19 protein-coding genes are annotated in these 21824 nt (G+C 73.5%); 6 read left to right on the top strand and 13 right to left on the bottom strand.

Annotated elements, in window-relative coordinates:
* Positions 1-115: 115 nt before the first annotated feature.
* From AMK29_RS27450 to rsmI, 7 genes are all read right to left on the bottom strand, one after another.
* The gene (locus tag AMK29_RS27450; RefSeq protein ID WP_073818110.1) at positions 116-1027 is read right to left on the bottom strand and encodes a 4-(cytidine 5'-diphospho)-2-C-methyl-D-erythritol kinase; all 912 of its coding nucleotides are present in this window, start codon (positions 1025-1027) and stop codon (positions 116-118) included.
* The gene (gene rsmA / locus AMK29_RS27455; protein ID WP_073818112.1) at positions 1024-1896 is read right to left on the bottom strand and encodes a 16S rRNA (adenine(1518)-N(6)/adenine(1519)-N(6))-dimethyltransferase RsmA; all 873 of its coding nucleotides are present in this window, start codon (positions 1894-1896) and stop codon (positions 1024-1026) included. The genes AMK29_RS27450 and rsmA overlap by 4 nt, the downstream gene beginning before the upstream one ends.
* Positions 1897-1924: 28 nt before the next feature.
* Positions 1925-3199 carry a resuscitation-promoting factor gene (locus AMK29_RS27460; RefSeq protein WP_073818113.1) on the bottom strand — a complete coding sequence of 425 codons (1275 nt, stop codon included), beginning with the start codon at positions 3197-3199 and terminating at the stop codon, positions 1925-1927.
* Between the two features lie 98 nt (positions 3200-3297).
* A complete protein-coding gene (locus AMK29_RS27465) occupies positions 3298-4167 on the bottom strand; it encodes a TatD family hydrolase (protein WP_073818115.1) in 870 nt (289 codons plus the stop codon).
* A gap of 63 nt (positions 4168-4230) precedes the next feature.
* Positions 4231-4653: a hypothetical protein gene (locus AMK29_RS27470; protein ID WP_073818116.1), complete on the bottom strand. Its 423-nt coding sequence runs from the start codon at positions 4651-4653 to the stop codon at positions 4231-4233.
* A gap of 209 nt (positions 4654-4862) precedes the next feature.
* Positions 4863-7076 carry an FG-GAP repeat domain-containing protein gene (locus AMK29_RS27475; protein WP_073818118.1) on the bottom strand — a complete coding sequence of 738 codons (2214 nt, stop codon included), beginning with the start codon at positions 7074-7076 and terminating at the stop codon, positions 4863-4865.
* 395 nt (positions 7077-7471) lie between these two features.
* Positions 7472-8350, bottom strand: coding sequence for a 16S rRNA (cytidine(1402)-2'-O)-methyltransferase (rsmI, locus tag AMK29_RS27480; protein ID WP_198942349.1), 879 nt, complete (start codon positions 8348-8350; stop codon positions 7472-7474).
* A 52-nt stretch (positions 8351-8402) separates the two neighbouring features.
* On the opposite strand from rsmI, the gene AMK29_RS27485 reads away from it, so the two are divergent.
* Complete coding sequence (locus AMK29_RS27485) at positions 8403-10145, top strand: dolichyl-phosphate-mannose--protein mannosyltransferase (protein ID WP_073818121.1); 1743 nt, start codon at positions 8403-8405, stop codon at positions 10143-10145.
* A gap of 98 nt (positions 10146-10243) precedes the next feature.
* On the opposite strand, the gene AMK29_RS36565 is transcribed toward AMK29_RS27485, so the two are convergent.
* Positions 10244-11539, bottom strand: a complete 1296-nt coding sequence (locus AMK29_RS36565) for a hypothetical protein (RefSeq protein WP_073818123.1) — start codon at positions 11537-11539, stop codon at positions 10244-10246.
* 22 nt (positions 11540-11561) lie between these two features.
* Positions 11562-12458, bottom strand: a complete 897-nt coding sequence (locus tag AMK29_RS27495; RefSeq protein ID WP_073818405.1) for an NAD(P)-dependent oxidoreductase — start codon at positions 12456-12458, stop codon at positions 11562-11564.
* 49 nt (positions 12459-12507) lie between these two features.
* Between AMK29_RS27495 and AMK29_RS27500 the strand changes: the two genes are divergently transcribed.
* From AMK29_RS27500 to AMK29_RS27515, 4 genes are all read left to right on the top strand, one after another.
* Positions 12508-12915: a MerR family transcriptional regulator gene (locus AMK29_RS27500; RefSeq protein WP_073818124.1), complete on the top strand. Its 408-nt coding sequence runs from the start codon at positions 12508-12510 to the stop codon at positions 12913-12915.
* A gap of 110 nt (positions 12916-13025) precedes the next feature.
* Positions 13026-14666: a penicillin-binding transpeptidase domain-containing protein gene (locus AMK29_RS27505; RefSeq protein ID WP_073818126.1), complete on the top strand. Its 1641-nt coding sequence runs from the start codon at positions 13026-13028 to the stop codon at positions 14664-14666.
* A 215-nt stretch (positions 14667-14881) separates the two neighbouring features.
* Positions 14882-15376: a YbaK/EbsC family protein gene (locus AMK29_RS27510; protein ID WP_073818128.1), complete on the top strand. Its 495-nt coding sequence runs from the start codon at positions 14882-14884 to the stop codon at positions 15374-15376.
* The gene (locus AMK29_RS27515) at positions 15373-16224 is read left to right on the top strand and encodes an EamA family transporter (protein ID WP_073818129.1); all 852 of its coding nucleotides are present in this window, start codon (positions 15373-15375) and stop codon (positions 16222-16224) included. Before AMK29_RS27510 ends, AMK29_RS27515 begins: the two co-directional genes overlap by 4 nt.
* A 464-nt stretch (positions 16225-16688) precedes the next feature.
* Here the strand turns inward: AMK29_RS27515 and AMK29_RS27520 are convergent, their stop codons facing one another.
* A complete protein-coding gene (locus AMK29_RS27520) occupies positions 16689-18077 on the bottom strand; it encodes an APC family permease (protein ID WP_073818131.1) in 1389 nt (462 codons plus the stop codon).
* Positions 18078-18397: 320 nt separating this feature from the next.
* The gene (locus AMK29_RS27525; RefSeq protein WP_073818133.1) at positions 18398-19195 is read right to left on the bottom strand and encodes an SDR family NAD(P)-dependent oxidoreductase; all 798 of its coding nucleotides are present in this window, start codon (positions 19193-19195) and stop codon (positions 18398-18400) included.
* Between the two features lie 144 nt (positions 19196-19339).
* Here AMK29_RS27525 and AMK29_RS27530 point away from each other — a divergent pair, with 144 nt between their 5' ends.
* Complete coding sequence (locus AMK29_RS27530) at positions 19340-19957, top strand: LysE family translocator (RefSeq protein ID WP_073818134.1); 618 nt, start codon at positions 19340-19342, stop codon at positions 19955-19957.
* A gap of 60 nt (positions 19958-20017) precedes the next feature.
* Here the strand turns inward: AMK29_RS27530 and AMK29_RS27535 are convergent, their stop codons facing one another.
* Positions 20018-20515 carry a YbaK/EbsC family protein gene (locus AMK29_RS27535; RefSeq protein WP_073818136.1) on the bottom strand — a complete coding sequence of 166 codons (498 nt, stop codon included), beginning with the start codon at positions 20513-20515 and terminating at the stop codon, positions 20018-20020.
* A gap of 84 nt (positions 20516-20599) precedes the next feature.
* The gene (locus AMK29_RS27540) at positions 20600-21796 is read right to left on the bottom strand and encodes a serine hydrolase domain-containing protein (RefSeq protein ID WP_073818137.1); all 1197 of its coding nucleotides are present in this window, start codon (positions 21794-21796) and stop codon (positions 20600-20602) included.
* Between the last annotated feature and the right edge of the window lie 28 nt (positions 21797-21824).

Below are 21824 nucleotides of genomic sequence, written 5' to 3' on the forward strand. Positions count from 1 at the left end.
CACTCTCGGTGAGAAAGCGCCCGGTCTTGCGCCGCACCCCTGGTTGTGGGCAGGCGTTCCGCGGGGCGGAACGGGTGGGCACAACCCACGACGGCGCCGCACACCTGGTCGCGGGTCAGGTCGGCAGGGCCGTCGCGCCGGGGGCCGGGGACGTCGCGACGCGGGCCGTGCGGCACGTGCCCGAGGCGGTCAGCGCGGCGGCGACCGCCCGCCCCGCCTCCACGTCCTTCACCAGGAACGCCGTCGTCGGCCCCGAGCCGGAGACGAGCGCGGCGAGCGCCCCCGCCTCGGTGCCGGCCGCCAGGGTCGCGGCCAGCGACGGGCGCAGGGAGAGCGCCGCCGCCTGGAGGTCGTTGGCGAGGGCGCCCGCGAGCGCCGCGGTGTCGCCGGTGCGCAGGGCGTCCAGGAGGTCCGGGGAGGCGGCCGGCTCGGGGATCTCGACGCCCTCGGTGAGCCGGTCGAACTCGCCGAACACCGTCGGCGTCGACAGCCCGCCGTCCGCGACGGCGAACACCCAGTGGAAGGTCCCGCCGACCGGCAGCGCGGTGAGCTTCTCGCCGCGTCCGGTGCCGAGCGCCGCCCCGCCGATCAGGCTGAACGGCACGTCCGAGCCGAGCTCCGCGCAGATCTCCAGGAGCTCGTCCCGCGTCGAGCCCAGGCCCCACAGCGCGTCGCAGGCGAGCAGGGCGCCCGCGCCGTCCGCGCTGCCGCCCGCCATGCCGCCGGCGACCGGGATGTCCTTGGCGATGTGCAGGTGGACGTCCGGGGAGATGTCGTGCCGTGCGGCGAGCAGTTCGGCGGCCCGCGCGGCCAGGTTCGTGCGGTCCAGCGGCACCTTGTCGGCGTCCGGGCCCTCGCAGGTGACGGTCAGTTCCGAGGCCGGCGTCGCCGTGACCTCGTCGTACAACGACACCGCGAGGAAGACGTTGGCGAGGTCGTGGAAGCCGTCGGGCCGGGCCGCGCCCACCGCCAGCTGGACGTTGACCTTGGCGGGCACGCGCACGGTGACCGGGCGGGGGGTACTCACGCCTTCGCCTCCGCGATCCGGGCGAACTCCTCCACCGTCAGCGCCTCGCCGCGCGCCTGGGGCGAGATGCCGGCCTTCACCAGGGCCTCCTCCGCCGCCGCGGGCGAGCCCGCCCAGGTCGCGAGGGCCGCGCGCAGGGTCTTGCGGCGCTGCGCGAAGGCCGCGTCGACGACCGCGAAGACCTCCTGCCGGGTGGCCGTCGTCGCGAGCGGTTCGGCGCGGCGGACCAGGGAGACGAGGCCGGAGTCGACGTTCGGCGCGGGCCAGAAGACGTTGCGGCCGATGGACCCGGCCCGCTTGACCTCGGCGTACCAGTTCGCCTTCACCGACGGCACGCCGTACACCTTGTTGCCGGGCTTGGCGGCGAGCCGGTCGGCCACCTCGGCCTGGACCATGACGAGGGTCCGCTCGATGCTGGGGAACCGCTCCAGCATGTGGAGCAGGACCGGCACGGCCACGTTGTACGGCAGGTTGGCGACGAGCGCGGTCGGCGCCGGGCCCGGCAGCTCCTGGACGTGCATCGCGTCGGAGTGGACGAGCGCGAAGCGGTCGGCGCGCGCCGGCATGCGGGCGGCGATCGTGGCGGGCAGCGCGGCGGCGAGGACGTCGTCGATCTCGACGGCCGTCACCCGGTCCGCGGCCTCCAGGAGGGCCAGGGTGAGGGAGCCGAGTCCCGGCCCCACCTCCACGACCACGTCGTCGGGCCGCACTTCGGCCGTGCGGACGATCCGCCGCACGGTGTTGGCGTCGATGACGAAGTTCTGGCCCTTCTGCTTCGTGGGGCGCACGCCGAGGGCGGCGGCCAGCTCACGGATGTCGGCGGGGCCGAGGAGGGCGTCGGGGCTTTCGGGGCCGGTGGTGGTGCTCACCGGTACAGCCTACGGCCGTCCGTGGCGCTCATCGGTACAGCCGCCGCCCGCAGTGGGGCCACGGACTCGCCCCCCGCTGCACGTAGAGCTTCTTGGCCCGGAAGGTCTGCTCGGCGGCGGGCGCGTCCTGGGCGACGCCGCTGCCGCCGAGGGAGCGCCAGGTGCCGGGGTCGAACTGGTAGAGCCCGCCGTACGTCCCGGAAGGGTCGACCGCGCCCGGCCGGCCGCCGGACTCGCAGGCGGCGAGCGCGCCCCAGTCGAGGCCGTCGGCGCCGGCGACGGAGGTCGGCATGGGGCGGGTGCCGACCCGCACCTTGCGGCTGACCGGTTCGCGGACGATCTCCTCGCCGGTGCGGCGGGGCTTCTGCCGGACGCCGTTGACGGTGCGGATGCTGTAGGTGACCCGGCGGACGCCGGTGACGCCCTGCCGTTCGACGACCTCGCTGCCGGCGAAGAGCTCCGGGTCGCGGGTCCGCTCGACGGCGTACGGGATCGCCTCCTCCCGTACCTGCCGGGAGCCGGTGATCCGCAGCACGGAGACGGTCTGGCCGTCGCGGGGGAAGGAGCCGGGGGCGACGGAGGTGGCGTCCTGCCCGGAGAGGGTGATCCCGGCCTCGGCGAGGGCTTCGCGGACGGTGGCGGCGTTGGTGCGGACGGTCCGCTCGCGCCCGTCGGCGAGGAAGGTGATCGTCCGCTCGGTGCGGACGTCGAGGGAGAGCCCCTGGCGGGAGATGGCGGCGGCGCGGGAGACCGAGAGGTACGCGCCCTCGGCGCGGACCCCGAGCTGGCGCAGGGCGCCCTCGACGGTGCGGGCCGTCGTCCACACCTGGCGGCGCTGTCCGTCGAGGGTGAGGGCGACGGGCCGCCCGTACCGGACGACGACCTCGTCGCCGTTGGCCAGGGCCTCGCCGGGGGCGGGCGCGACGATGTCGTGAGCGCCGACGGCGACCCCTTCGTCGGCGAGGAGTTCCTCGACGTCGTCGGCGAAGGTGTGGAAGGTGCGGGGGACTCCGTCGACGGAGAGCCGGACGGCCTTGTCGTCGGCGACGAAGGCGCTGGTGCCACCGGCGAGGAAGGCGACGACGAGGGCCTGCGGGACGAGCCGCCGCAGGCCCTCCCCGGCGGGGCCGGAGGCCTTGCGGCGGCGGGCGGCGCGCCGGGACGCGGCGCGGGAGCCCTGCCCGGGGACGGCGGGGGCGGCGGGCGGCACGAGGGGTGCTGCCAGCGTCGGCTGCTCGTGCACGGGCAGGGTCGCGCCCGCGCCTCGCCGTCCGGCTCGGTGACTGCCCTGGGAAGTGCTCACGAGGCCGGGACCCTAGCCCCGACTCCCGTCACCCAGCAGAACGACCCGACCACGAAACGTAATCGTTATGGAGTGGCGGCCGGTATCGGCGGCCCGCGTCAGTAGTCGAAGGCGCGGGCGGTGTTCACGGCGATCGCCTCGGCCATCTCGTTCTCCCCGATGCCCCGCACCTCCGCCATCGCCCGGAGCGTGACCGGGATCAGGTAGGGGGCGTTCGGGCGGCCCCGGTAGGGCGCCGGGGTGAGGAAGGGCGCGTCGGTCTCGACGAGGACGAGGTCGAGCGGGGCGACGGCGAGCGCGTCCCGCAGGTGCTGGGCGTTCTTGAAGGTGACGTTGCCGGCGAAGGACATGTAGTAGCCCTTGGCGGCGCAGATCTCGGCCATGGCGGCGTCGCCGGAGTAGCAGTGGAAGACGGTCCGTTCGGGGGCGCCCTCCTCGTCGAGGACGCGCAGGACGTCGGCGTGGGCCTCGCGGTCGTGGATGACGAGCGCCTTGTCGTGGCGCTTGGCGATCTCGATGTGGGCGCGGAAGGAACGCTCCTGCGCGGCGATGCCCTCGGGGCCCGTACGGAAGAAGTCGAGGCCGGTCTCGCCGACCCCGCGCACGTACGGGAGGGCGGCGAGGCGGTCGATCTCGCCGAGCGCGTCGTCGAGGGCCGCGTCGCCGCCGCCCTCGCGCGCGCCCTGCCGGGACCAGCCGTCGGGGTCGCCGAGGACGATCCGCGGGGCCTCGTTGGGGTGCAGGGCGACGGCGGCGTGCACGTGCTCGTGGGCGGCGGCCGTCTCTGCGGCCCACCGGGAGCCCTTCACGTCACAGCCGACCTGCACGACGGTGGTCACGCCGACCGCCGCGGCCTTGACCAGGGCCTCCTCGACGGTCCCGGACTGCAGGTCCAGATGGGTGTGCGAGTCCGCGACCTCCACGAGAAGCGGTTCGGGCAGCGGCGGCGGGGCGTCCTTGGCACTCATGCCCCCGATCGTACGAGGGCCATGAGTGCGCGCGTGCGGGGTGTGCGCCCCGTCAGGAGCCGCTCACTGGCGGCGCCGGAAGGGGTGCAGGAGGTCCGACAGGTGCCAGTGGTGCGGCACCGGAGGCCTCTCGGCGTCGTCGTCCTCGGTCAGCTCCTGACCGATGGGTCCCGCCATCGAGACGGGCTTGGTCGCCCTCGCCCCCTGGTGGTGCTTCTCCGTCGCCGCGATCAGGTCGAGCACGGACGACACCTGTCCCGCGCGCATGATGCGGACGACGTGGCCGCCGCAGTTCATGCAGGTGGGGCTGGACAGCGGGGACGGGACCCGCTCCCCCTCGGCCTTGTAGACGACGAACTCGTGGCCGGCGGCGTCGACGTGGTGCTCGATGTCGTACGCCTGCTCCCAGCCGTATCCACAGCGCATGCAGGCGAAAGCGTACGCCTCATGGGCGACGGATATGCCGGTGCCGGTGATCTCGCTCATGCCAGCTCCTCTCCACTGATCAGTGGACGCCTTTTCGGGCCGGAGCGCATCAGCGGGGGACGAACCATGGAAGGCTTTTGGCTCTTCCCTTGCCGAGCGCCCTGAGAAATGTCCCGGCGCCGGGTTCGGCTTTACCTTTCAGCGTAGATCAGCACAGCTCGCCCCCGCCTCCCCGCCGCGGACCGGTGGCCGGTCCGCGGCGGGAGCCGTCAGGCGACGCTGTTGAACGTGGTGCCCTCGCCCGCGAACAGCGACGTCGTCCGACGGCTGAAGGGGGCGTCGACGACGCCCGTCGAGCGGTAGACGTACGTGCCGCCCGCCCCGTACGCGATCATGTCGGGGCGTCCGTCGTTGTCGAGGTCGCCGGCACCGACGAGCTGGGAGAAGACGCCCCAGCCGCCGCCGATCCGCACGCGGGGGGCGAAGCCGCCGTTGCCGTTGCCCTGGTGCAGCCAGAGGACGCCGGAGGTGTCACGGGCGACCAGGTCCCCGGCGGCCGTGCCGGCGATGTTCCCGACGGCGGTGACCTGGTTGTAGATCTGCCAGCCGGGGCCGATCTTCACCCGCGCGGCGAACGGCTTCGCGTAGTCGCCGGTGCCCTTGTGCAGCCACAGGGCGCCCGCGCCGTCCGTGGCGACCAGGTCGGGACGGTTGTCACCGTCGAGGTCCGAGCCCGCGGCGACGGTGTTGTAGACCTGCCAGCCCGGGCCGGCGTTCCCCCGGGGCGCGAACGTGCCGTCGCCCTTGCTCAGGTGGACCCAGAGCACGCCGGAGGTGTCGACCGCGAGCACGTCGCCGTGGGCGGCGCCGCCCACGTTGCCGGCGGCCTCGATGTGCTTGTAGATCTGCCAGCCCGAGCCGGCCTTGGCGCGCTGGGCGCTCACGACCTGGCCGCCGACCGGCCGGTCCCGCAGGTCGTCGCGCCACAGGCCGCCGGCGGCGTCCCGGGAGAGGACGTCCGTGGAGCCGTTGTTCGTGAAGTCGTGCGGCTCGGCCGTGCGGACCACGTTCATGAGCCAGCCCTGGTAGACCGGCTCGCCGGTGCCGTCGAGGGACGTCGCCTCGACCTCCACCCCGTACGAGCCGTTCGGCGCGTCCACCCCGTCGATGGTGCCGTCCCACGTGAAGGAAAAGAGGGTGCCCTCGGCGGGGGCGTTCACGCGCGTACGGAACTCCTTGCCCGTGACGGTGTGGGTGAGCGTGAGGTCCAGGTGGGCCTCGCGGTACGACAGCGTCCACCCCAGCGTCGCCTTGCCGCCGGACGCGTCCAGGTTCACCGTGGCGGGCACGTGGACCTGCTCGATCGTCAGCGCGGGCAGCGGGCCCTCGTCGGCCACCTTGGTGACCGCCAGGCCGCCGTCCGTCGCTGCCTCGACGCGGAAGAGGCCCTCGCCGTCGGAGGCCCGGCCCCCGTGCACCACCACGGTGCCGTCGCTCGCTTCCATGGCGCCCGAGCCGGAGTCCAGGAGGTCGCCGGTCTCGCCCGTGGTCAGGGAGACGGCCCGGACGGGCGTCTCGGGGTTGCCGTACACCAGCCGGTCGCCCACGAGCGAGAAGTACCACTCGGCGGTGTGCGGCCCGAGGACGGTCCGCTTCACTTCGCCCGTCGTGCGGTCGACGGACCGGACGACGCCCCCGGTGCCGGCCTCGTACTCGTACCAGGCCGCGTGCGAACCGGAGAACATCAGCCCGCCGTAGCCGCGCCCGCCCTCGGCGGCGGCGTACGTCGCGGTCACCGTCCCGGCCGCCGCGTCCACCAGGGCGCGGCCGCCGGTCCGCGCGCCCTCCGGACCCGTCTCGTACCCGACGAGGACGGAGCCGTCCCGGGCCGTCGAGCCGAAGAACTCGGTGGCGTCAGCGGGCAGCCCCGCGATCGTGCGGCTGGTCGTCGTGGCGCCGTCCTTGCCGACGACGCGCAGTTCGACGCCGGCCTCCGTCGTCACCTGCGCGAGCACGCTCGTGGGGCTCAGCACGGCCACGAACGTGCCGTTCAGCGCGCCGAGGTCGATGGCGACGCCCGGGGCGGACGGGTCGGCCATGTTCCGCAGCGTGAGCGACCGCATCTCGGAGGCCCAGCTGTGGTCGCCGAGGACGACCACGTCGCCGGCTCCCACGACCCACCCCTTGGACTCCGGGAGCGAGGTCCGGGTGCCGTCGTACGAGGTCCAGAGCACCTTCCGGGCGGTGTCGGAGCCGAAGTGGTACGTGAGGAAGCCGGAGGTGCCCACACCCCCGAGCTCGGTGCCCTCGGGGAAGACGGGCAGGGCGGTGGACTGTTCCGCCGAGGCCGCGGCCGATCCCGCGACGGCGCCCGCGTCCGCGGCGAGGGCGGCCGGGGCGGTGGCCAGCGTGCCGGCGCCGAGGGTGGTGACGGCGAGGACGGCGGTGACGGCCAGGGCGAGACGGGTGGAACGGAACTGCAAGGTGAACCCCCACGAGAAGAACGGACACGGGGAGTGCCGTGCACGATCAGACTCGCGATCGGGTCGAGTGGTTGTACGAGAAGTACGGCGAATCGTTCGACACGGCCCGAACACCACCGCGTCCTCCTCAACGCGGTCGGGCAATCCTTCGCCGCGCCGCCGGGCAGGCCTCGGCCGTCTCGGCCTCAGCGACGCGGCGGGCCCTCGGCCGTCTCAGTCCTCAGCGACGCGGCGGGCCCTCCGCAGGGCCGCCGGACGGTCCGCCGCCGACTCAGCTTCCCGGCGCGGCCGGCCCCCGTGTGCCGGCCGCCGGGCAGCCCTCCGCCGCGCGGCCGGGCCCTCCGCAGGGCCGACGGACGGTGCTCGGCCGTCTCAGTTCTTCGGCGCGTCGCCGGTCAGCCCTTCGCCGGGCCGCCCGGCCCCTCCGCGTTCTTCGCCGCGACGACCGCGTCGAACACCTCGCGCTTGGGCAGCCCCGCGTCGGCGGCGACCGCGGCGATGGCCTCCTTGCGCCGCTCCCCCGCCTCCTCGCGCACCCGCACCCTGCGCACCAGCTCCTCGGCGTCGAGCTCGGCCGGGCCGGTCTCGGGGGCGCCCTCGACGACGACGGTGATCTCGCCGCGTACACCTTCGGCGGCCCAGGCCGCGAGCTCGGCCAGCGGGCCGCGCTTGACCTCCTCGTACGTCTTGGTCAGCTCGCGGCAGACGGCGGCCCTGCGCTCGGCGCCGAAGACCTCGGCCATAGCGGCGAGCGTGTCGTCGAGCCGGTGCGGGGCCTCGAAGTAGACGAGGGTGCGGCGCTCGTCCGCGACCTCACGCAGCTTCCCGAGGCGCTCGCCGGCCTTCCTCGGCAGGAAGCCCTCGAAGCAGAAGCGGTCCACGGGCAGCCCGGAGAGGGCCAGCGCGGTGAGCACGGCCGAGGGGCCGGGGACGGCCGTCACCTTGATGTCCTGCTCGACGGCGGCGGCGACGAGCCGGTAGCCGGGGTCCGACACGGACGGCATGCCCGCGTCGGTCACCAGGAGCACGCGGGCCCCGCCGACCAGGGCCTCGACCAGCTCCGGCGTACGGGCGGACTCGTTGCCCTCGAAGTAGGAGACGACCCGGCCCGAGGTGTGGATGCCGAGCGCCCGGGTCAGACCCCGCAGCCTCCGGGTGTCCTCGGCGGCCACGATGTCCGCGTTCTCCAGTTCGGTGGCGAGTCGGGGCGGAGCGTCCGCGATGTCACCGATGGGGGTCCCTGCGAGTACCAGCGTTCCTGTCACACGGGTCATCCTCCCAGCCCGGACGGGCGACGCGCACAGGCGCGTTCCCTACGATGGCGCGGTGACCAGTACCGCACCCGAGACCCTGGAGGGCCGGCACGCCGTGGCAGAGCCCTCTTCGTGGCAACAGCGGCTGCGGCGTTTCGGCTATGTGCCGCCCGCCGGAAGCGCCGCACCCATCGGGCTGCGGGAGCGGCTCGTCCCCTCGTACACCCGTCCCTCCGAGCGCGTCCTGTCGCTCCTCGGCATCGGCGGCGACCGCGCCGAGAGGCTGTGGCGGCTGACGGCCTGGGGCGGTCCGCTCCTGGTCACGGCGGTCGCCGGGCTGCTGAGGTTCTGGAACCTGGGCAAGCCGAACGCGGTGATATTCGACGAGACGTACTACGCCAAGGACTCCTGGGCCCTGATCAACCAGGGGTACGAGGGGTCGTGGCCGAAGGACATCGACAAGACGGTCCTGTCGGATCCGGGCTCGGTGCTCGTGCCGACCGACCCGGGCTATGTCGTCCATCCGCCGATGGGCAAGTGGGTGATCGGCCTCGGCGAGAAGATGTTCGGCTTCGAGCCGTTCGGCTGGCGCTTCATGGTGGCGCTGCTCGGCACGCTGTCCGTGCTGATGCTGTGCCGGATCGGCCGGCGGCTCTTCCGCTCGACGTTCCTCGGCTGTCTGGCGGGCCTGCTGCTCGCCGTCGACGGGCTGCACTTCGTGATGAGCCGCACCGCGCTGCTCGACCAGGTGCTGATGTTCTTCGTCCTGGCCTCCTTCGGCTGTCTGGTCCTCGACCGGGACCGGACCCGGAGACGGCTCGCGGGCGCGCTCCCGGAGGACGAGGAGGGGGTGCTGCGGCCCGACGCGGAGATCGCCGAGTCGCTGCGCCTGGGGTGGCGGCCGTGGCGGATCACGGCCGGTGTGATGCTGGGCCTGGCGGCGGCGACCAAGTGGAACGGCCTGTACGTCATGGTGGCCTTCGGCCTGATGACGGTCCTGTGGGACGTCGGCGGGCGGCGCACGGCGGGCGCGGTCCGCCCGTACCTCGCGGTGATCAGGAAGGACCTCGTGCCGGCGTTCGTGTCGGTGGTGCCGGTGGCGATCGCCACGTACCTGGTGACGTGGACGGGCTGGATCGTCAGCGACAAGGGCTACTTCCGCGACTGGGCCGCCAAGCAGGACAAGATGGACGGCGGCGGGACCTGGAGCTGGCTGCCGGACTGGCTGCGCAGCCTGTGGCACTACGAGACCGAGGTCTACACGTTCCACGTCGGTCTGACGTCGCCGCACACGTACGAGTCGAACCCCTGGTCGTGGATCGTCCTCGGCCGCCCCGTCTCGTACTTCTACGAGTCCCCCGCCCCCGGCACCGCGGGCTGCCCGTCCACCACGAAGGAGAAGTGCGCCCAGGAGGTCCTGGCCCTCGGCACCCCGCTCCTGTGGTGGGCCGCCTGCTTCGCGATCCTGTACATCCTGTGGCGCTGGGCCTTCCGCCGCGACTGGCGCGCGGGCGCGATCGCCTGCGGCATCGCGGCCGGCTGGGTCCCCTGGTTCCTCTACCAGGAGCGCACGATCTTCCTCTTCTACGCGGTCGTCTTCGTGCCGTTCCTGTGTCTGGCGGTGGCGATGATGCTGGGCGCGATCATCGGCCCGGCGGGCTCGTCGGAGAGACGCCGCACGTTCGGCGCGGTGGCGGCGGGCTGCCTGGTCCTGCTGATCGTCTGGAACTTCATCTACTTCTGGCCGATCTACACGGGCACGCCGATCCCGATAGAGCAGTGGCGGGGGCGGATGTGGCTGGATACCTGGGTCTAGCCGCGTAAGACGAAACGAAAGGGGGGCGCGACCAGTGGTCGCGCCCCCCTTCTTCGTCGCCGCCCACCCGAGCGGGACCGCGAGGTGGTCTCTCTCGGCTACGCCCTGTCGATCGAGAACACGACCCGGACCCCGTCGGTCGAGTTGATCCGCTCGTTGAGGCCCCAGATGCGGCCCGTCGACGGGGCGTATCCGAGGTTCTGGGTGTAGACGGGCGAGGTCGTCAGGACGTGCGGGGCGGCGTTCGCGGCCGTCTTGTGGATGCAGGAGTACCGCGCGCCCGACGCATCGCCCGAGCCGCCGCCCACCCCGGTGGGACAGTCACCGGCGAGGAACCAGCTGGTGCCGTCGGTGGCGGCGCCCTGCATGGCCCAGATCGGGGAGGAGTACGCGACGGTGGCGTGCCCGTAGGGCAGGGCGGTGTTGGCGTCGAGGGCCCAGCGGACGACCCGGCCGCCCGCGGCGCCCGGCTTGTACTCGGCGGACACGAGGCCGTCCTGGCCGGAGCGGTCCAGGCTCAGGGAGTTGAGGCAGGGCCGGTCCTTGGTGGCGGGGTCGGTGGAGCCGGCCACGCAGGCGCCACCGTCGGAGGTGGTGACGTACTGGCCGATCATCGGCAGGGCGTAGTTGCTCCAGCGGGCCGACGAGGTCGTGCCGGTGACGCCGACCGCGTCGGTGCTGGAGTTGACCTGCCAGATGTGCCGCAGGTCGTACACCTGGAGCCAGCGCCCGTTGGCGACGAACAGCTTGTTGCCGTACCAGACGACGCCGTCGCTGTGGCTGGAGACGCCGGTGAAGCTGCCCTTGCCGTTCGCGTCGACCGTGGGGCGCACGAGGAGCAGGTGGTTGTAGCGGATCTGCCCGCCCTCGGTGTTCACGAGGCTGACCCGGCTGAACTCGTTGGCGACATGGGCGCCGCCGGTCTGCATGCCCCGGCTGAAGTGCCAGGAGGCCAGGAAGGCGGTGCGGCCGTCCACCTTGCCGTCGGGCTGGGCGTCATACGAACCGGTGAGGCCCTGCGGGGTCCAGCCGCCCGCGTCGGTGTACGAGTTGGAGGTGTCGTCGCCCTTGTCCCAGCAGAAGCCGCCGGGGCTGAGGGAGGCGGAGAGGCCGGTGGCGTGGCACAGGCCGTTGCGGCCGGTGCGCCCGCCGGAGGTGAGGACCTCGGTGGCGTTGCGGACGGTCACGGCCCCCTGGGCCTCGACGGCCTTGATGGCCGCGTCGTTCTCGGCGAACGTGTTCCCGGCCCGCAGCTGGAACGAGGCGACGGTCGCCGCGTCGACCTGCCCGAAGGGCATGGCGGCCTGCGCCGGGCCCGCGGCCACGAGGCCCGAGGCGACGGCCAGGAGGGCGGCGCCGAGCACGGCGAGATGTCTACGGATTGTCTGAGCCATGCCACGAGATCCTAGGTGGTGGTCAGGCGTCGGCCGGCTTGGCGAATTCCTCGATCAGGACCGGGTACTGCTCGCCGCCGTGCCCGGCGGCGATCGCGCGGTCGGCCATCGCCTTGAACAGCTTCGGCAGTTCCGCGTTGATGCCGACCGCCTCGCTCTCCTCGATGAGGTGGGCCATCGCCCGGGCGTCGGTCTCCAGGGCCGACACCTCCGCCGGGAAGGAGCCGCGGTCGATCTGCTCGGCGTACCCCGGGAGCCAGTCGGCGACCCCGGCGGCGATCTGGCGGGCGAACGGCGCGTACGTCGCCGCGTCGACGCCGGCCGTCCTGAGCAGGGCGGTGCCCTGGAGCCAGGCGTTGAGGACGCTCCACATCATGGCGAGGCCGGCGACGTCGTACAGGGACGCGAGCCCGTGGTCCTCGCCGAGGTGGGTGACGGTGCCGAGCGCGCCGAGCGGGGCCGCGTACTCCTCGAAGACGGACCGCGGCCCGCTGTGCAGGATCACCGCCTCGGCGGTGCCGATCACCGGCGGTACGGCCATGACGGCGCCGTCCAGGTAGTGGGCGCCGCGCTCCTGGGCCCATCGGGCGGTCTCCCGGGCCTGGGCCGAGTCGCCCGAGGTCAGGTTGACCAGGGTCGTACCGTCCAGGTCGACGTCGCCCGTTCCGAGCAGGTCGCGCACGGCCCGGTAGTCGGTGACGCAGACGATCGTCAGGGTGCCCGGCCGGACCGCCGCGCCGACGGTCGGGGCGAGCCGGGCGCCGTCCGCCACCAGCCGGTCGGCCTTGGACGGGGTGCGGTTCCACACGGTCGTGGGGTGTCCGGCCCGCAGGAAGGCGCCGGCGAGTGCCCGGCCCATCAGGCCGAGTCCGAGGACGGTCACGGGAGTAGGGGACGCGGAGGGTGTGTTGTCGGTCATGACGGCATCGTCGACGTTGATACCGGTGTGAAGGTCAAGGGAGGCTTCGGTGCGGATCGGGGAGTTGAGCCGGAGGACGGGCGTCCACACGCATCAACTGCGCTACTACGAGGCCCAGGGCCTGCTCGACGCCGGGCGGCGCGCGAACGGCTACCGCGAGTACGACGAGGACGCCGTGCTGCGGGTGATGCAGATCCGGCACCTCCTCGGTGCGGGGCTGTCCTCCGAGGACATCGCGTATCTGCTGCCCTGCGCGGTCGGGGAGACCCCCGAGCTGCTCGGCTGCCCCGAGCTGCTGGCCGCGATGCGGTCGCGGATGCGGCGGCTCGACGATCGGATGGAGCAGCTGGCGCGCTCGCGCGAGGCACTCGCCGTCTACATCGACGCGGCGGAGCGCATGAGCGCCACGAACTATCCGCCCTTCGACGGTTCCGGCGTGGAGCCGGTGTCCGCCTGACCGTCCCCGGCGTCCCCTCCCGCCCATGTGACGGATGTGTCGATAGTTGCTCGACACAACCAAGGGGCGCTGCTTGACTGGACGGCCACCTGGGGAGGGGAACCGCAGTCATGCGCAGTGGAGCCAAGGTCGCGATCGTCGGGGGCGTGTTCGTCGTCGTGGCGGGCGGGGTCGGGTACGGGGGCTACAACCTGTGGAACGGGGTCACGGGCGGTGACAGCACCGTGGGGACCAAGGCGGAGTCCGCGCCGAGAACAGGGCCCGTCACGCCCGAGGAGGTCGAGACGACCGCCCGGGACTTCCTGGCCGCCTGGGCGGCCGGGGAACCGGAGAAGGCCGGACAGCTGACGAACGACCCGGTGACGGCCGAGCCCGCCGTCGCGGCCTACCGGGAGGGCGCGGCCGTCACGGAGGCCGTCATCACGCCGGGGGCGGCCGTGGGGGCGAAGGTCCCGTTCACGGTGAAGGCGACCGTCACCTACGAGGGCGTGTCGAAGCCCTGGTCGTACGCCTCCGAACTCACCGTGGTGCGGGGGCAGACCACCGGCCGCCCGCTGGTGAAGTGGCAGCCGGCGGTCCTCCACCCGAAGCTGACCGCCGCCGGCACCCTGCGTACGGGCGAGGCGAAGGCCCCCACCGTGAAGGCCGTCGACCGCAACGGCGACGAACTGTCCCTGACGAAGTACCCCTCGCTCGCGTCCGTCGTCGCCGATCTGCGCACCCGCTACGGGGCGAAGACCGGCGGCACGGCCGGCATCGAGACCTGGATCGACTCGGGCAGCGAGGCCGTCCCCGACACCCCGGTCCTGGTCCTGCGGAAGGGCAAGCCGGGCACCCTGAAGACCACCATCGACCCGGAGGTCCAGGCGGCGGCCGAGAAGGCGGTCAAGGCCTACGGCAAGGCGGCGGTGGCGGCGATCGAGCCGTCGACGGGTGCGATACGGGCGGTCGCCAACAGCCCGGCGGCCGGCTTCAACACGGCGTTCCTGGGCATGCAGGCCCCGGGCTCCACGATGAAGATCGTCACGGCGGCGATGATGATGCAGCAGGGTCTGGCGGCTCCCGGCGGCCGGGTCGAGTGTCCCGCCGACGTCACCTGGAAGGGCGTCCCCTTCCACAACCTGGACCACTTCGAGATCGACGGCGGCACGTTCACCGAATCGTTCCGCCGCTCCTGCAACACCGCCTTCATCAAGGCGCTCGGCCCGCTCAGCGACAAGGACGTCGAGGACAGGATCCTCGGCGAGACCGCCCGCCGCTCCTTCGGCATCGGCCTCAGCTGGCAGGTCGGCGTCCAGACCTGGGACGGCGAGGTCCCCGAGTCGTCCGGGGGCGAGACGGCCGCCTCGTACATCGGCCAGGGCAGGATCAGGATGAACGCCCTCAACGTGGCCTCGCTCTCCGCGACCGCCAAGAACGGCGGCTTCCTCCAGCCGTACCTGGTGGAGAGGAGCCTCGACGACCGGGAGTTCGCCCGGGCCGAGCCGCTCTCCCCCGAGGTCGCGTCGGGGCTGCAGACGTTGATGAGGGCGGCGGCGACGGGGAACGGCACCGCGGCGGAGGCGATGGCCGGCGTCCCCTCCCCGAAGGGCGCCAAGACCGGCTCCGCCGAGGTCGACGACCAGGCCACGTCCAACAGCTGGTTCACCGGCTACTCGGGCGACCTCGCGGCGGCGGCGGTCGTGGAGGCCGGCGGCCACGGCGGCGACGCGGCGGGCCCGGTGGTCGCGAGGGTCCTGAAGGCGGGCTGAGGACGGGGTGACCGTGCCGTCGCGCGGGCCCGTACGGGATGGGGCGGCTCGCGGGCGCGGGGCGCCGGCCGTCGCGCGGGCCCGTAGGGGGGCGGGCGGCGCGTAGGGGGGCGGGCGGCGCGCGCCTCGGGACCCGGGCGTACTCCCGCGGGCCCGTACAGGGCCGGGCCGGAACCCGGTCGCGTGCCCCGTACACCGACCGCTAGCGTGCGGGCATGACCGCTGATGACACCGTGTCCGCCGCTCACCCCCAGTTCGCCGCCGCGCTCCAGGAGCTGGGCCTGGAGGTCGAGATCCGGCGCTTCCCCGACGAGACCCGTACCGCTCAGCAGGCCGCCGAGGCCATCGGCTGCGAGGTGTCCGAGATCGTGAAGTCGCTGATCTTCGCCGCCGACGGGGTCCCGGTCCTCGTCCTGATGGACGGCGCGTCGCGGGTGGACGTCGAGCGGGTACGCCAGGAGCTGGGCGCCGAAAAGGTGACCCGGGCCGACGCGAAGGCGGTCCGGGAGACCACCGGGTACGCGATCGGCGGCGTGCCGCCCTTCGGGCACCGGACGCGGACCCGGGTCCTCGCCGACCGGGCCGTCCTCGACCACGACGTGGTGTGGGCGGCGGCGGGCACCCCGCACACCGTCTTCGCGATGGACCCGAAGTCGCTGGTGGCGCACGCCGGCGGCGCCCTGGTGGACGTCCGCGAGCCGTCGGCGTGACCCCCCTCGTCACGCTCGCGGTCCTGATAGCCGCCGTCACGCACGCCGGCTGGAACGCCATCGCGCACGGCATCAAGGACCAGCTGGTCTCCTTCACGCTGATCTCCGGCGGCGGGGCGGCGATCGGCATGGTCACGGCCCTGTTCGTGCCGCTCCCCGCGGCCGGGGCGTGGCCGTACCTGATCGCCTCGGCGCTCCTCCACGTCGGCTACTACGCCCTGCTGATGCGCTCGTTCACGCTCGGGGACTTCGGCCAGATGTACCCGATCGCACGCGGTACGGCCCCGCTGGTCGTGACCGTGCTCGCGGCGGTGTTCCTTCACGAGGTGCCGGACGGCTGGCAGTTGCTCGGAGTGGCGGTGGCGTGCGCGGGCCTGACGGGCCTGGCGCTGTGGGGCATCCGCGGCAAGGGCGCCCGCCCGCACTGGCCGGCGCTGCTCGCGGCGGGCGCGACGGGCCTGTCGATCGCCCTCTACACGGTCGTCGACGGCGTTGGGGTCCGCGCCTCCGGCACCCCGCTCGGCTACATCGCGTGGCTGATGATCCTGGAGGGCCTGGCGATCCCGGCGTACGCCCTCTGGACCCGCCGCGCGGCCCTCCTCCCCCAGCTCCGCCCGTACGCGACACGCGGCCTCCTCGGCGCGGCCCTCTCGGTCGCCGCGTACGCCCTCGTCCTCTGGGCCCAGACGAAGGCCCCCCTGGCCCCGATAGCCGCCCTGCGCGAGTCGTCGATCATCGTGGGCGCGGCGATCGGCGCGCTCTTCTTCAAGGAACGCTTCGGCGGCCCGAGAATCGCGGCGGCGGGCCTGATGGTGGTGGGCATCGGCCTGATGCTGCACGCGGGGTGAGGGGGCGGTGTCAGGCCGACGGCCCGTCCGTGGGATTCCGTCACCCCGGTCCACCGCCCACGGGCAGCTCCGCCCACACCAGTTCGCCGGGTCCGCACTGGTCGTCGACGCCCCACTCCGCGGCGAGGGCGTCGACCAGGGGGAGCCATCAGCCGCCGTTGGCGCCCTCGACCGGCAGCGCCATAAACGGCCTCCGCTCGGACGCGTATGGACCTCGATGCGCGGAGCGTCCGACACCCGGTTGAAGCGGGTCTCGATCTCTCGGCCCGGCACCTGACCGTGGCGTACGGCGTTCGTCAGCGGCTCCGAGAGGACGACCGAGGCGGCGGCCTCGACGGCGCCCCGTCCCACCGTTCCGAAGTCCGTCGGACAGCACCGAGCTGCTGTCTGGGCTTGCGGAAGCAGACGACTGAGACGTCGTTCGCAGCCGGCTCCGCGCCAGGCTCGCCCCGGTCGCCCCCCTCTCAGCCGTCCCCGCGCCCGGCGTCCCGGCCCGAGCCGACCGCGCCGGCCGGCTCCCCCCGCCTCGCGGCGGTGGCCGTGCGCCTCCGTGCGGCGACCGCGGCGAGCAGCACACCGACCGCGATCACCATGAGGCCCCGGAGCCACACCTCGGCTTCGATCTGGGTGGCGAGCACGACACACGAGATCGCGCCGAGGACGGGGAGCGCGGTCGGGGCCCGGAAGTGGTCGGACTCGCCCGGGTCCCGGCGCAGGACGAGGACCGCGGTGTTCACGATGAGGAACACCACGAGGAGCAGCAGGACGAGCGTGGACGCCAGTTCGGCGACGCTTCCGGTCAGAGCGAGGAGCATGGCGAGGCCCGTGGTGACCGCGATCGCGACCCAGGGCGTACGACGGCCCGGCAGGACCTTCGTCAGTCCGGCCGGGAGCAGTCCGTCGCGCGCCATGCCGTAGGCGAGCCGGGACGACATGATGCCGGTGAGCAGCGCGCCGTTGGCGACGGCGATCAGGGCGACGGCGCTGAACAGCCAGGTCGGGACGCCGCCCGCTGCCTTGACGACCTCGAGGAGCGGTCCGCTCGACGCGGCGAGCCGGTCGGTCGGGACGGCGGCGGAGGCCGCGATGCCGACCAGTACATAGACGACGCCCGCCGTCGCGAGTGCGCCGAACAGGGCTCGGGGGTAGGAGCGGCGCGGGTCCCGGGTCTCCTCCGCGACGTTCACCGACGTCTCGAACCCGACGAAGGAGTAGTACGCCAGCACGGCACCGCTCAGCACGGCCGCCGCGGCGCCCTTCTCCGAGGTGCCGAGCTGGAGGAGACGGCTCGGCTCGCCCTCGCCGCGTGCCAGCAGCCAGGCACCGAGGACGACGATGACGGCGAGTCCGCCCACCTCGATGACGGTGGCGACGACGTTCGCGCGGGTCGATTCCTTGATGCCCCGCGCGTTGACCAGGGCGAGAACCGCCAGGAAGAGCACGGCCACCCCCGCGGTCGGAAGCGTCACGAACGCCGACAGGTAGTCGCCTCCGAAGCCACGCGCGAGGGCCGCCACGGACACGACCCCCGCGGCGAGCATGCAGAAGCCCGCGACGAAGCCGACGCCCGGGCCGAACGCCCGCGTGGCGTAGTGGGACGCCCCGCCGGCCCTCGGGTATTTCGTCGCCAGCTCGGCGTAGGAGGCGGCGGTCAGCAGAGCGAGGAGGAGGGCGACGGTGAGGGGCACCCACACGGCGCCGCCCGCGTCGGCGGCGACCTGTCCGATCAGGACGTACACGCCGGCGCCGAGGACGTCGCCGAGGATGAAGAAGAAGAGCAGCGGAGTGGTGAGGGCACGCTGGAGGGAGGGCTCGGTCGCGGCCGTCGGAGGCGCGGTTCTACCGGTCGACATGTCGCCCCGTGTCCCCTGGATGACCGGAAGAACACCCCTCCGACCAGCCCTTCACCCCCCGAGACGCGCATCCGGGTGCGGTGGAGGGGATTCACCATCGCGGAGCGCCACCAGCGGCCGACGCAAGGGAGCTGAGCGTGGTCACCCCGTAGAAGGAACGCACCACCGCGGACACGGACCATGCGCCGGGCCCGCCGGGGACACCGCCCCGGACCCGTCCCGGCACCGGCTCCGGAACGGCCTCGGGGACCCCGTACGGCACCGCCCCCTCATGAACGCCCTATGCCCCCCCACCGCGGCCCGCGACCCGTCACCGCCGCCTACCGCCCCCGTCCCCCGTCCCCCACCACCTCCGCGAAGTGGCTGTTCACCGCGAGCAGTCCGCCGTCCACGCGCAGGACCGTGCCCGTGATCCAGGACGCGTCCCGGGAGGCGAGGAAGGCGACGGCGGCGGCCACGTCCTCGGGGGTGCCGACGCGGCCGAGGGGGTAGACGCGCTCGGCGAGGGCGGCGAGTTGGGCTTCCCTGCCCGCCCAGGCCCTCGTCGCGATCGTGCCCGGGTTGATCTGGTTCACCCGCACCCCGCGTGGCGCCGCGTGGCCCGCGAGCGTGCGGGTGAAGCTCGCCAGGCCGGCCTTCGCGGCGCTGTAGGCGTGGCCGTCGAAGTCCATCTCCGCGTTGACCGAGCCGATGGTGACGATCGCCCCGCGCCCGCCGGCCGCCGCGAGGTGCGGCAGCGCCGCCCGGGAGCAGCGGACCGCGCCCATGAGGGTGACGTCGTGCTGTGCGGTCCAGCCCTCGTCGGGCTCGTCCTCGAAGAGGTCCGGGTCCGGGGCGACGGGCGCGAGGGCGTTGTTGACGAGGACGTCCAGGCCGCCGAAGGCCTCCACGGCGTACGCGACCGCCGCCTCCACCGAGGACCGGTCGGCGACGTCGCAGTGCCGGGACCTCGCGCCGGGGATGGCCGCCGCCGTCCTTCCGGCCTCGTCCTCGTCGATGTCCGTGACCAGGACCCTGGCGCCCTCCTCCGCGAGGCGCCGGGCGCTGGCCGCGCCGATGCCGCGCGCCGCGCCGGTGACCAGTACCGCGTATCCGTCGAACCGCCGGGTGAGTTCCATGGGCCGATCTCAGCACCGAACGGCCCGTCCGCACCAGCGGCCCCGACTGTGTCACCTCGCCCTCGCGCGGCGGGCCGTCGATCGACTAGCGTCGCGAGGTCGTCCTGAAGCGCGGGGCGCGCGGCTGTGTGGGGGGATCGGAACGTGGCTCAGCTGATCGCCGTGGCGATCATCACGGTGCTGGCTGTCATCAGCCCCGGCGCCGACTTCGCGATGACCGTCCGCAACAGCTATCTGTACGGGCGGACGGCGGGGGTGCTCGCGGCCGTGGGGATCGCCCTCGGCGTGCTCGTCCACGTCACGTACACGATGCTGGGCGTGGGTCTCCTGGTGTCCCGTTCGCCGATGCTGTTCACCGCGATGAAGCTGGTCGGCGCCGCGTACCTGGTGTACATCGGCTACAAGACCTTCGTCGCGAAGTCCCGGGTGGACGTGGACCTTTCGGACGACGCCGGCCTGTCGAAGGCGGGGGCGCTGCGCACCGGCTTCCTGACGAACGCGCTCAATCCCAAGACGATGCTCTTCGTCCTCAGCACGTACACGCAGGTCGTCAGCGCCGACACCCCCGTCGTCCAGCAGATCGGCTACGGCCTGTTCATGTCGTTCGCGCACCTGGTGTGGTTCGGCCTCGCCGCCGTCCTGTTCTCCCAGGAGAGCCTGCGGGCCCGGCTGTTGCGGCGCCAGGCCGTGCTGAACAAGGTCATCGGTACCGTCCTCGTCGGCCTCGGCATGGTGCTCGCGCTGACCCCCGCCGTCGCCTGACCCGGCCCCGGCGACGGGCGAGCGGGGGCGGGCGGCGGAGGCGGGCGGCGGCGGCCGGTGTCAGTCCGTCGACACCCGCTCCACGCGCGGCTCCGTCAGCGACCGGTAGTCCTCCGTCGACAGCGCGAGCGACCGGTCGAGGCGGGCCGCGTTGAAGTAGAACTCCTCGTGGACCAGCAGGCCCGGGTCGACGAACAGGTCGAGGCGCTCGTCGAAGGCGAACGGCAGGATGGTGCCGCTGGGGGAGCCCGCGAGTTCCTCGGCGATCTCCGGTGAGGCGAAGGAGACGTACGTGCCGCCGTAGAGCGCCTTCACGGCCGCCAGGTCGATCCGCTTGTCGCCGGGGACGACGACGAGCGCGAAGCGCTTCTCCTTCTTGCCGATCTTCACCATGGCGATGATGCACTTGGCCGCCTGGGCGGGTGCGTGGCCGCGCAGCGCGCTGACCGCCTCGGTGGCGCCTTCGGGGGCGTGCTCGATCACCCGGTAGGAGGCCCCGTGCTCGTCGAGGAGCGCGAGCAGCTTCTCGTACGTGTCGTGCGTCGGTCCTGCGGTCATGCGTCCTGCTCCCCTTACGGCGTGCCGCGTGCGGCTGACGGGCACTGCTGCGTGCTGTCCCGGTGGGTCTTCGGCGCGTCGACCCTACGCGCCGGCCGGGAGCGCCACCGACTTCACCGCCCGCACCAGCGACTGGGCGCGCGGGTCCGCGGTGACCGTCTTGCGCATCCCGTTCGTCACGTATCCGAAGGCGATGCCGGAGTCGGGGTCGGCGAAGCCGAGGGAGCCGCCGCGGCCGGGGTGGCCGAACGACGACGGGCCGAGGAGCGGTGACGCCGGGCCGTGCAGCATGTGCCCGAGGCCGAAGCGGGTGCTGACGAGCAGCACCTCGTCCGGGCCTGCGGACGCCTCGGTCCGTGCCAGCGCGCGGGTCTCGGGCGTGAGGAGGCCGCCGAGGGTGGCGGCGTAGAAGGCGGCGAGGGCGCGGGCGGTCGACACCCCGGCCGAGCCGGGGAGTTCGGCGGCCCGGTAGACGGGGTCGTTCTCGTCGGGCTTGGGGTCGATGACTCCGAAGGCGCGCCGGGTGAGGGAGGCCGGGTCCTTGTAGGCCTCCGACACGGAGCGCTTGGGGCGGAGCTTGAGGGCGCCGCCGCCCGCCGGTTCGATCTCCTCGACGGGGCCGATCCTGCCGACCCGGTGGGCCTCCGTCCCGGGCAGTCCGATCCACAGGTCGAGGCCGAGCGGGCCGGTGATCTCGTCGGCGACCCAGCGGCCGATGGTGCGACCGGTGACGCGGTGGACCAGGCCGGAGAGCAGCCAGCTGAAGGTGTGGGCGTGGTAGCCGTGGGCGGTGCCGGGCACCCAGACGGGCGCCTGGGCGGCGATGGCGGCGGTGGCCGTCGCCAGGTCGGCCGCTTCGGCGAGCGTGAGGGGGCGGTCGAGGACGGGGACGCCGGCCCGGTGCGCGAGGAGGTCGCGTACGGTCACCCGGTCCTTGCCGGCCGCCTTGAAGTCGGGCCAGTACGCGGAGACCGGGGCGTCCAGGTCGAGCAGGCCTCGCTGGTGCAGCAGCAGGGGTACGGCGGCGGCGACGCCCTTGGTGGCCGAGCGGACGACCTGGGCGGTGTCCTCGGTCCACGGGTCGGTGCCGTCGACGTCACGGCTGCCCGCCCACAGGTCGACGACCTTCACCCCGTCGCGGTGGACGGCGACGGCCGCACCGCGCTCGCCGCGCTGCTCGAAGTTGCGCAGGAACGCGTCCCTGACCGGCTCCCAGCCCGCCGCCACCGTGCCCTGGACGTCCACCTGTGCCACGCTCCCTCTCGTTCGACCGGCTCCCATGGTGCAACGCCGCCGGTGGGGGACCGAT

Origin of the sequence: Streptomyces sp. CB02261, assembly GCF_001905665.1 — a bacterium.
In the GTDB taxonomy this organism is placed as follows: domain Bacteria; phylum Actinomycetota; class Actinomycetes; order Streptomycetales; family Streptomycetaceae; genus Streptomyces.

What these genes read in the sequence shown, in the direction of transcription:
- AMK29_RS27465 (WP_073818115.1), bottom strand. Translation starts at nt 4,167, where the DNA reads ATGAGTGCCAAGGACGCCCCGCCGCCGCTGCCCGAACCGCTTCTCGTG.
- AMK29_RS27470 (WP_073818116.1), bottom strand. Translation starts at nt 4,653, where the DNA reads ATGAGCGAGATCACCGGCACCGGCATATCCGTCGCCCATGAGGCGTAC.
- rsmI (WP_198942349.1), bottom strand. Translation starts at nt 8,350, where the DNA reads ATGACCCGTGTGACAGGAACGCTGGTACTCGCAGGGACCCCCATCGGT.
- AMK29_RS36565 (WP_073818123.1), bottom strand. Translation starts at nt 11,539, where the DNA reads ATGGCTCAGACAATCCGTAGACATCTCGCCGTGCTCGGCGCCGCCCTC.
- AMK29_RS27495 (WP_073818405.1), bottom strand. Translation starts at nt 12,458, where the DNA reads ATGACCGACAACACACCCTCCGCGTCCCCTACTCCCGTGACCGTCCTC.
- AMK29_RS27505 (WP_073818126.1), top strand. Translation starts at nt 13,026, where the DNA reads ATGCGCAGTGGAGCCAAGGTCGCGATCGTCGGGGGCGTGTTCGTCGTC.
- AMK29_RS27510 (WP_073818128.1), top strand. Translation starts at nt 14,882, where the DNA reads ATGACCGCTGATGACACCGTGTCCGCCGCTCACCCCCAGTTCGCCGCC.
- AMK29_RS27520 (WP_073818131.1), bottom strand. Translation starts at nt 18,077, where the DNA reads ATGTCGACCGGTAGAACCGCGCCTCCGACGGCCGCGACCGAGCCCTCC.
- AMK29_RS27525 (WP_073818133.1), bottom strand. Translation starts at nt 19,195, where the DNA reads ATGGAACTCACCCGGCGGTTCGACGGATACGCGGTACTGGTCACCGGC.
- AMK29_RS27535 (WP_073818136.1), bottom strand. Translation starts at nt 20,515, where the DNA reads ATGACCGCAGGACCGACGCACGACACGTACGAGAAGCTGCTCGCGCTC.
- AMK29_RS27540 (WP_073818137.1), bottom strand. Translation starts at nt 21,796, where the DNA reads ATGGGAGCCGGTCGAACGAGAGGGAGCGTGGCACAGGTGGACGTCCAG.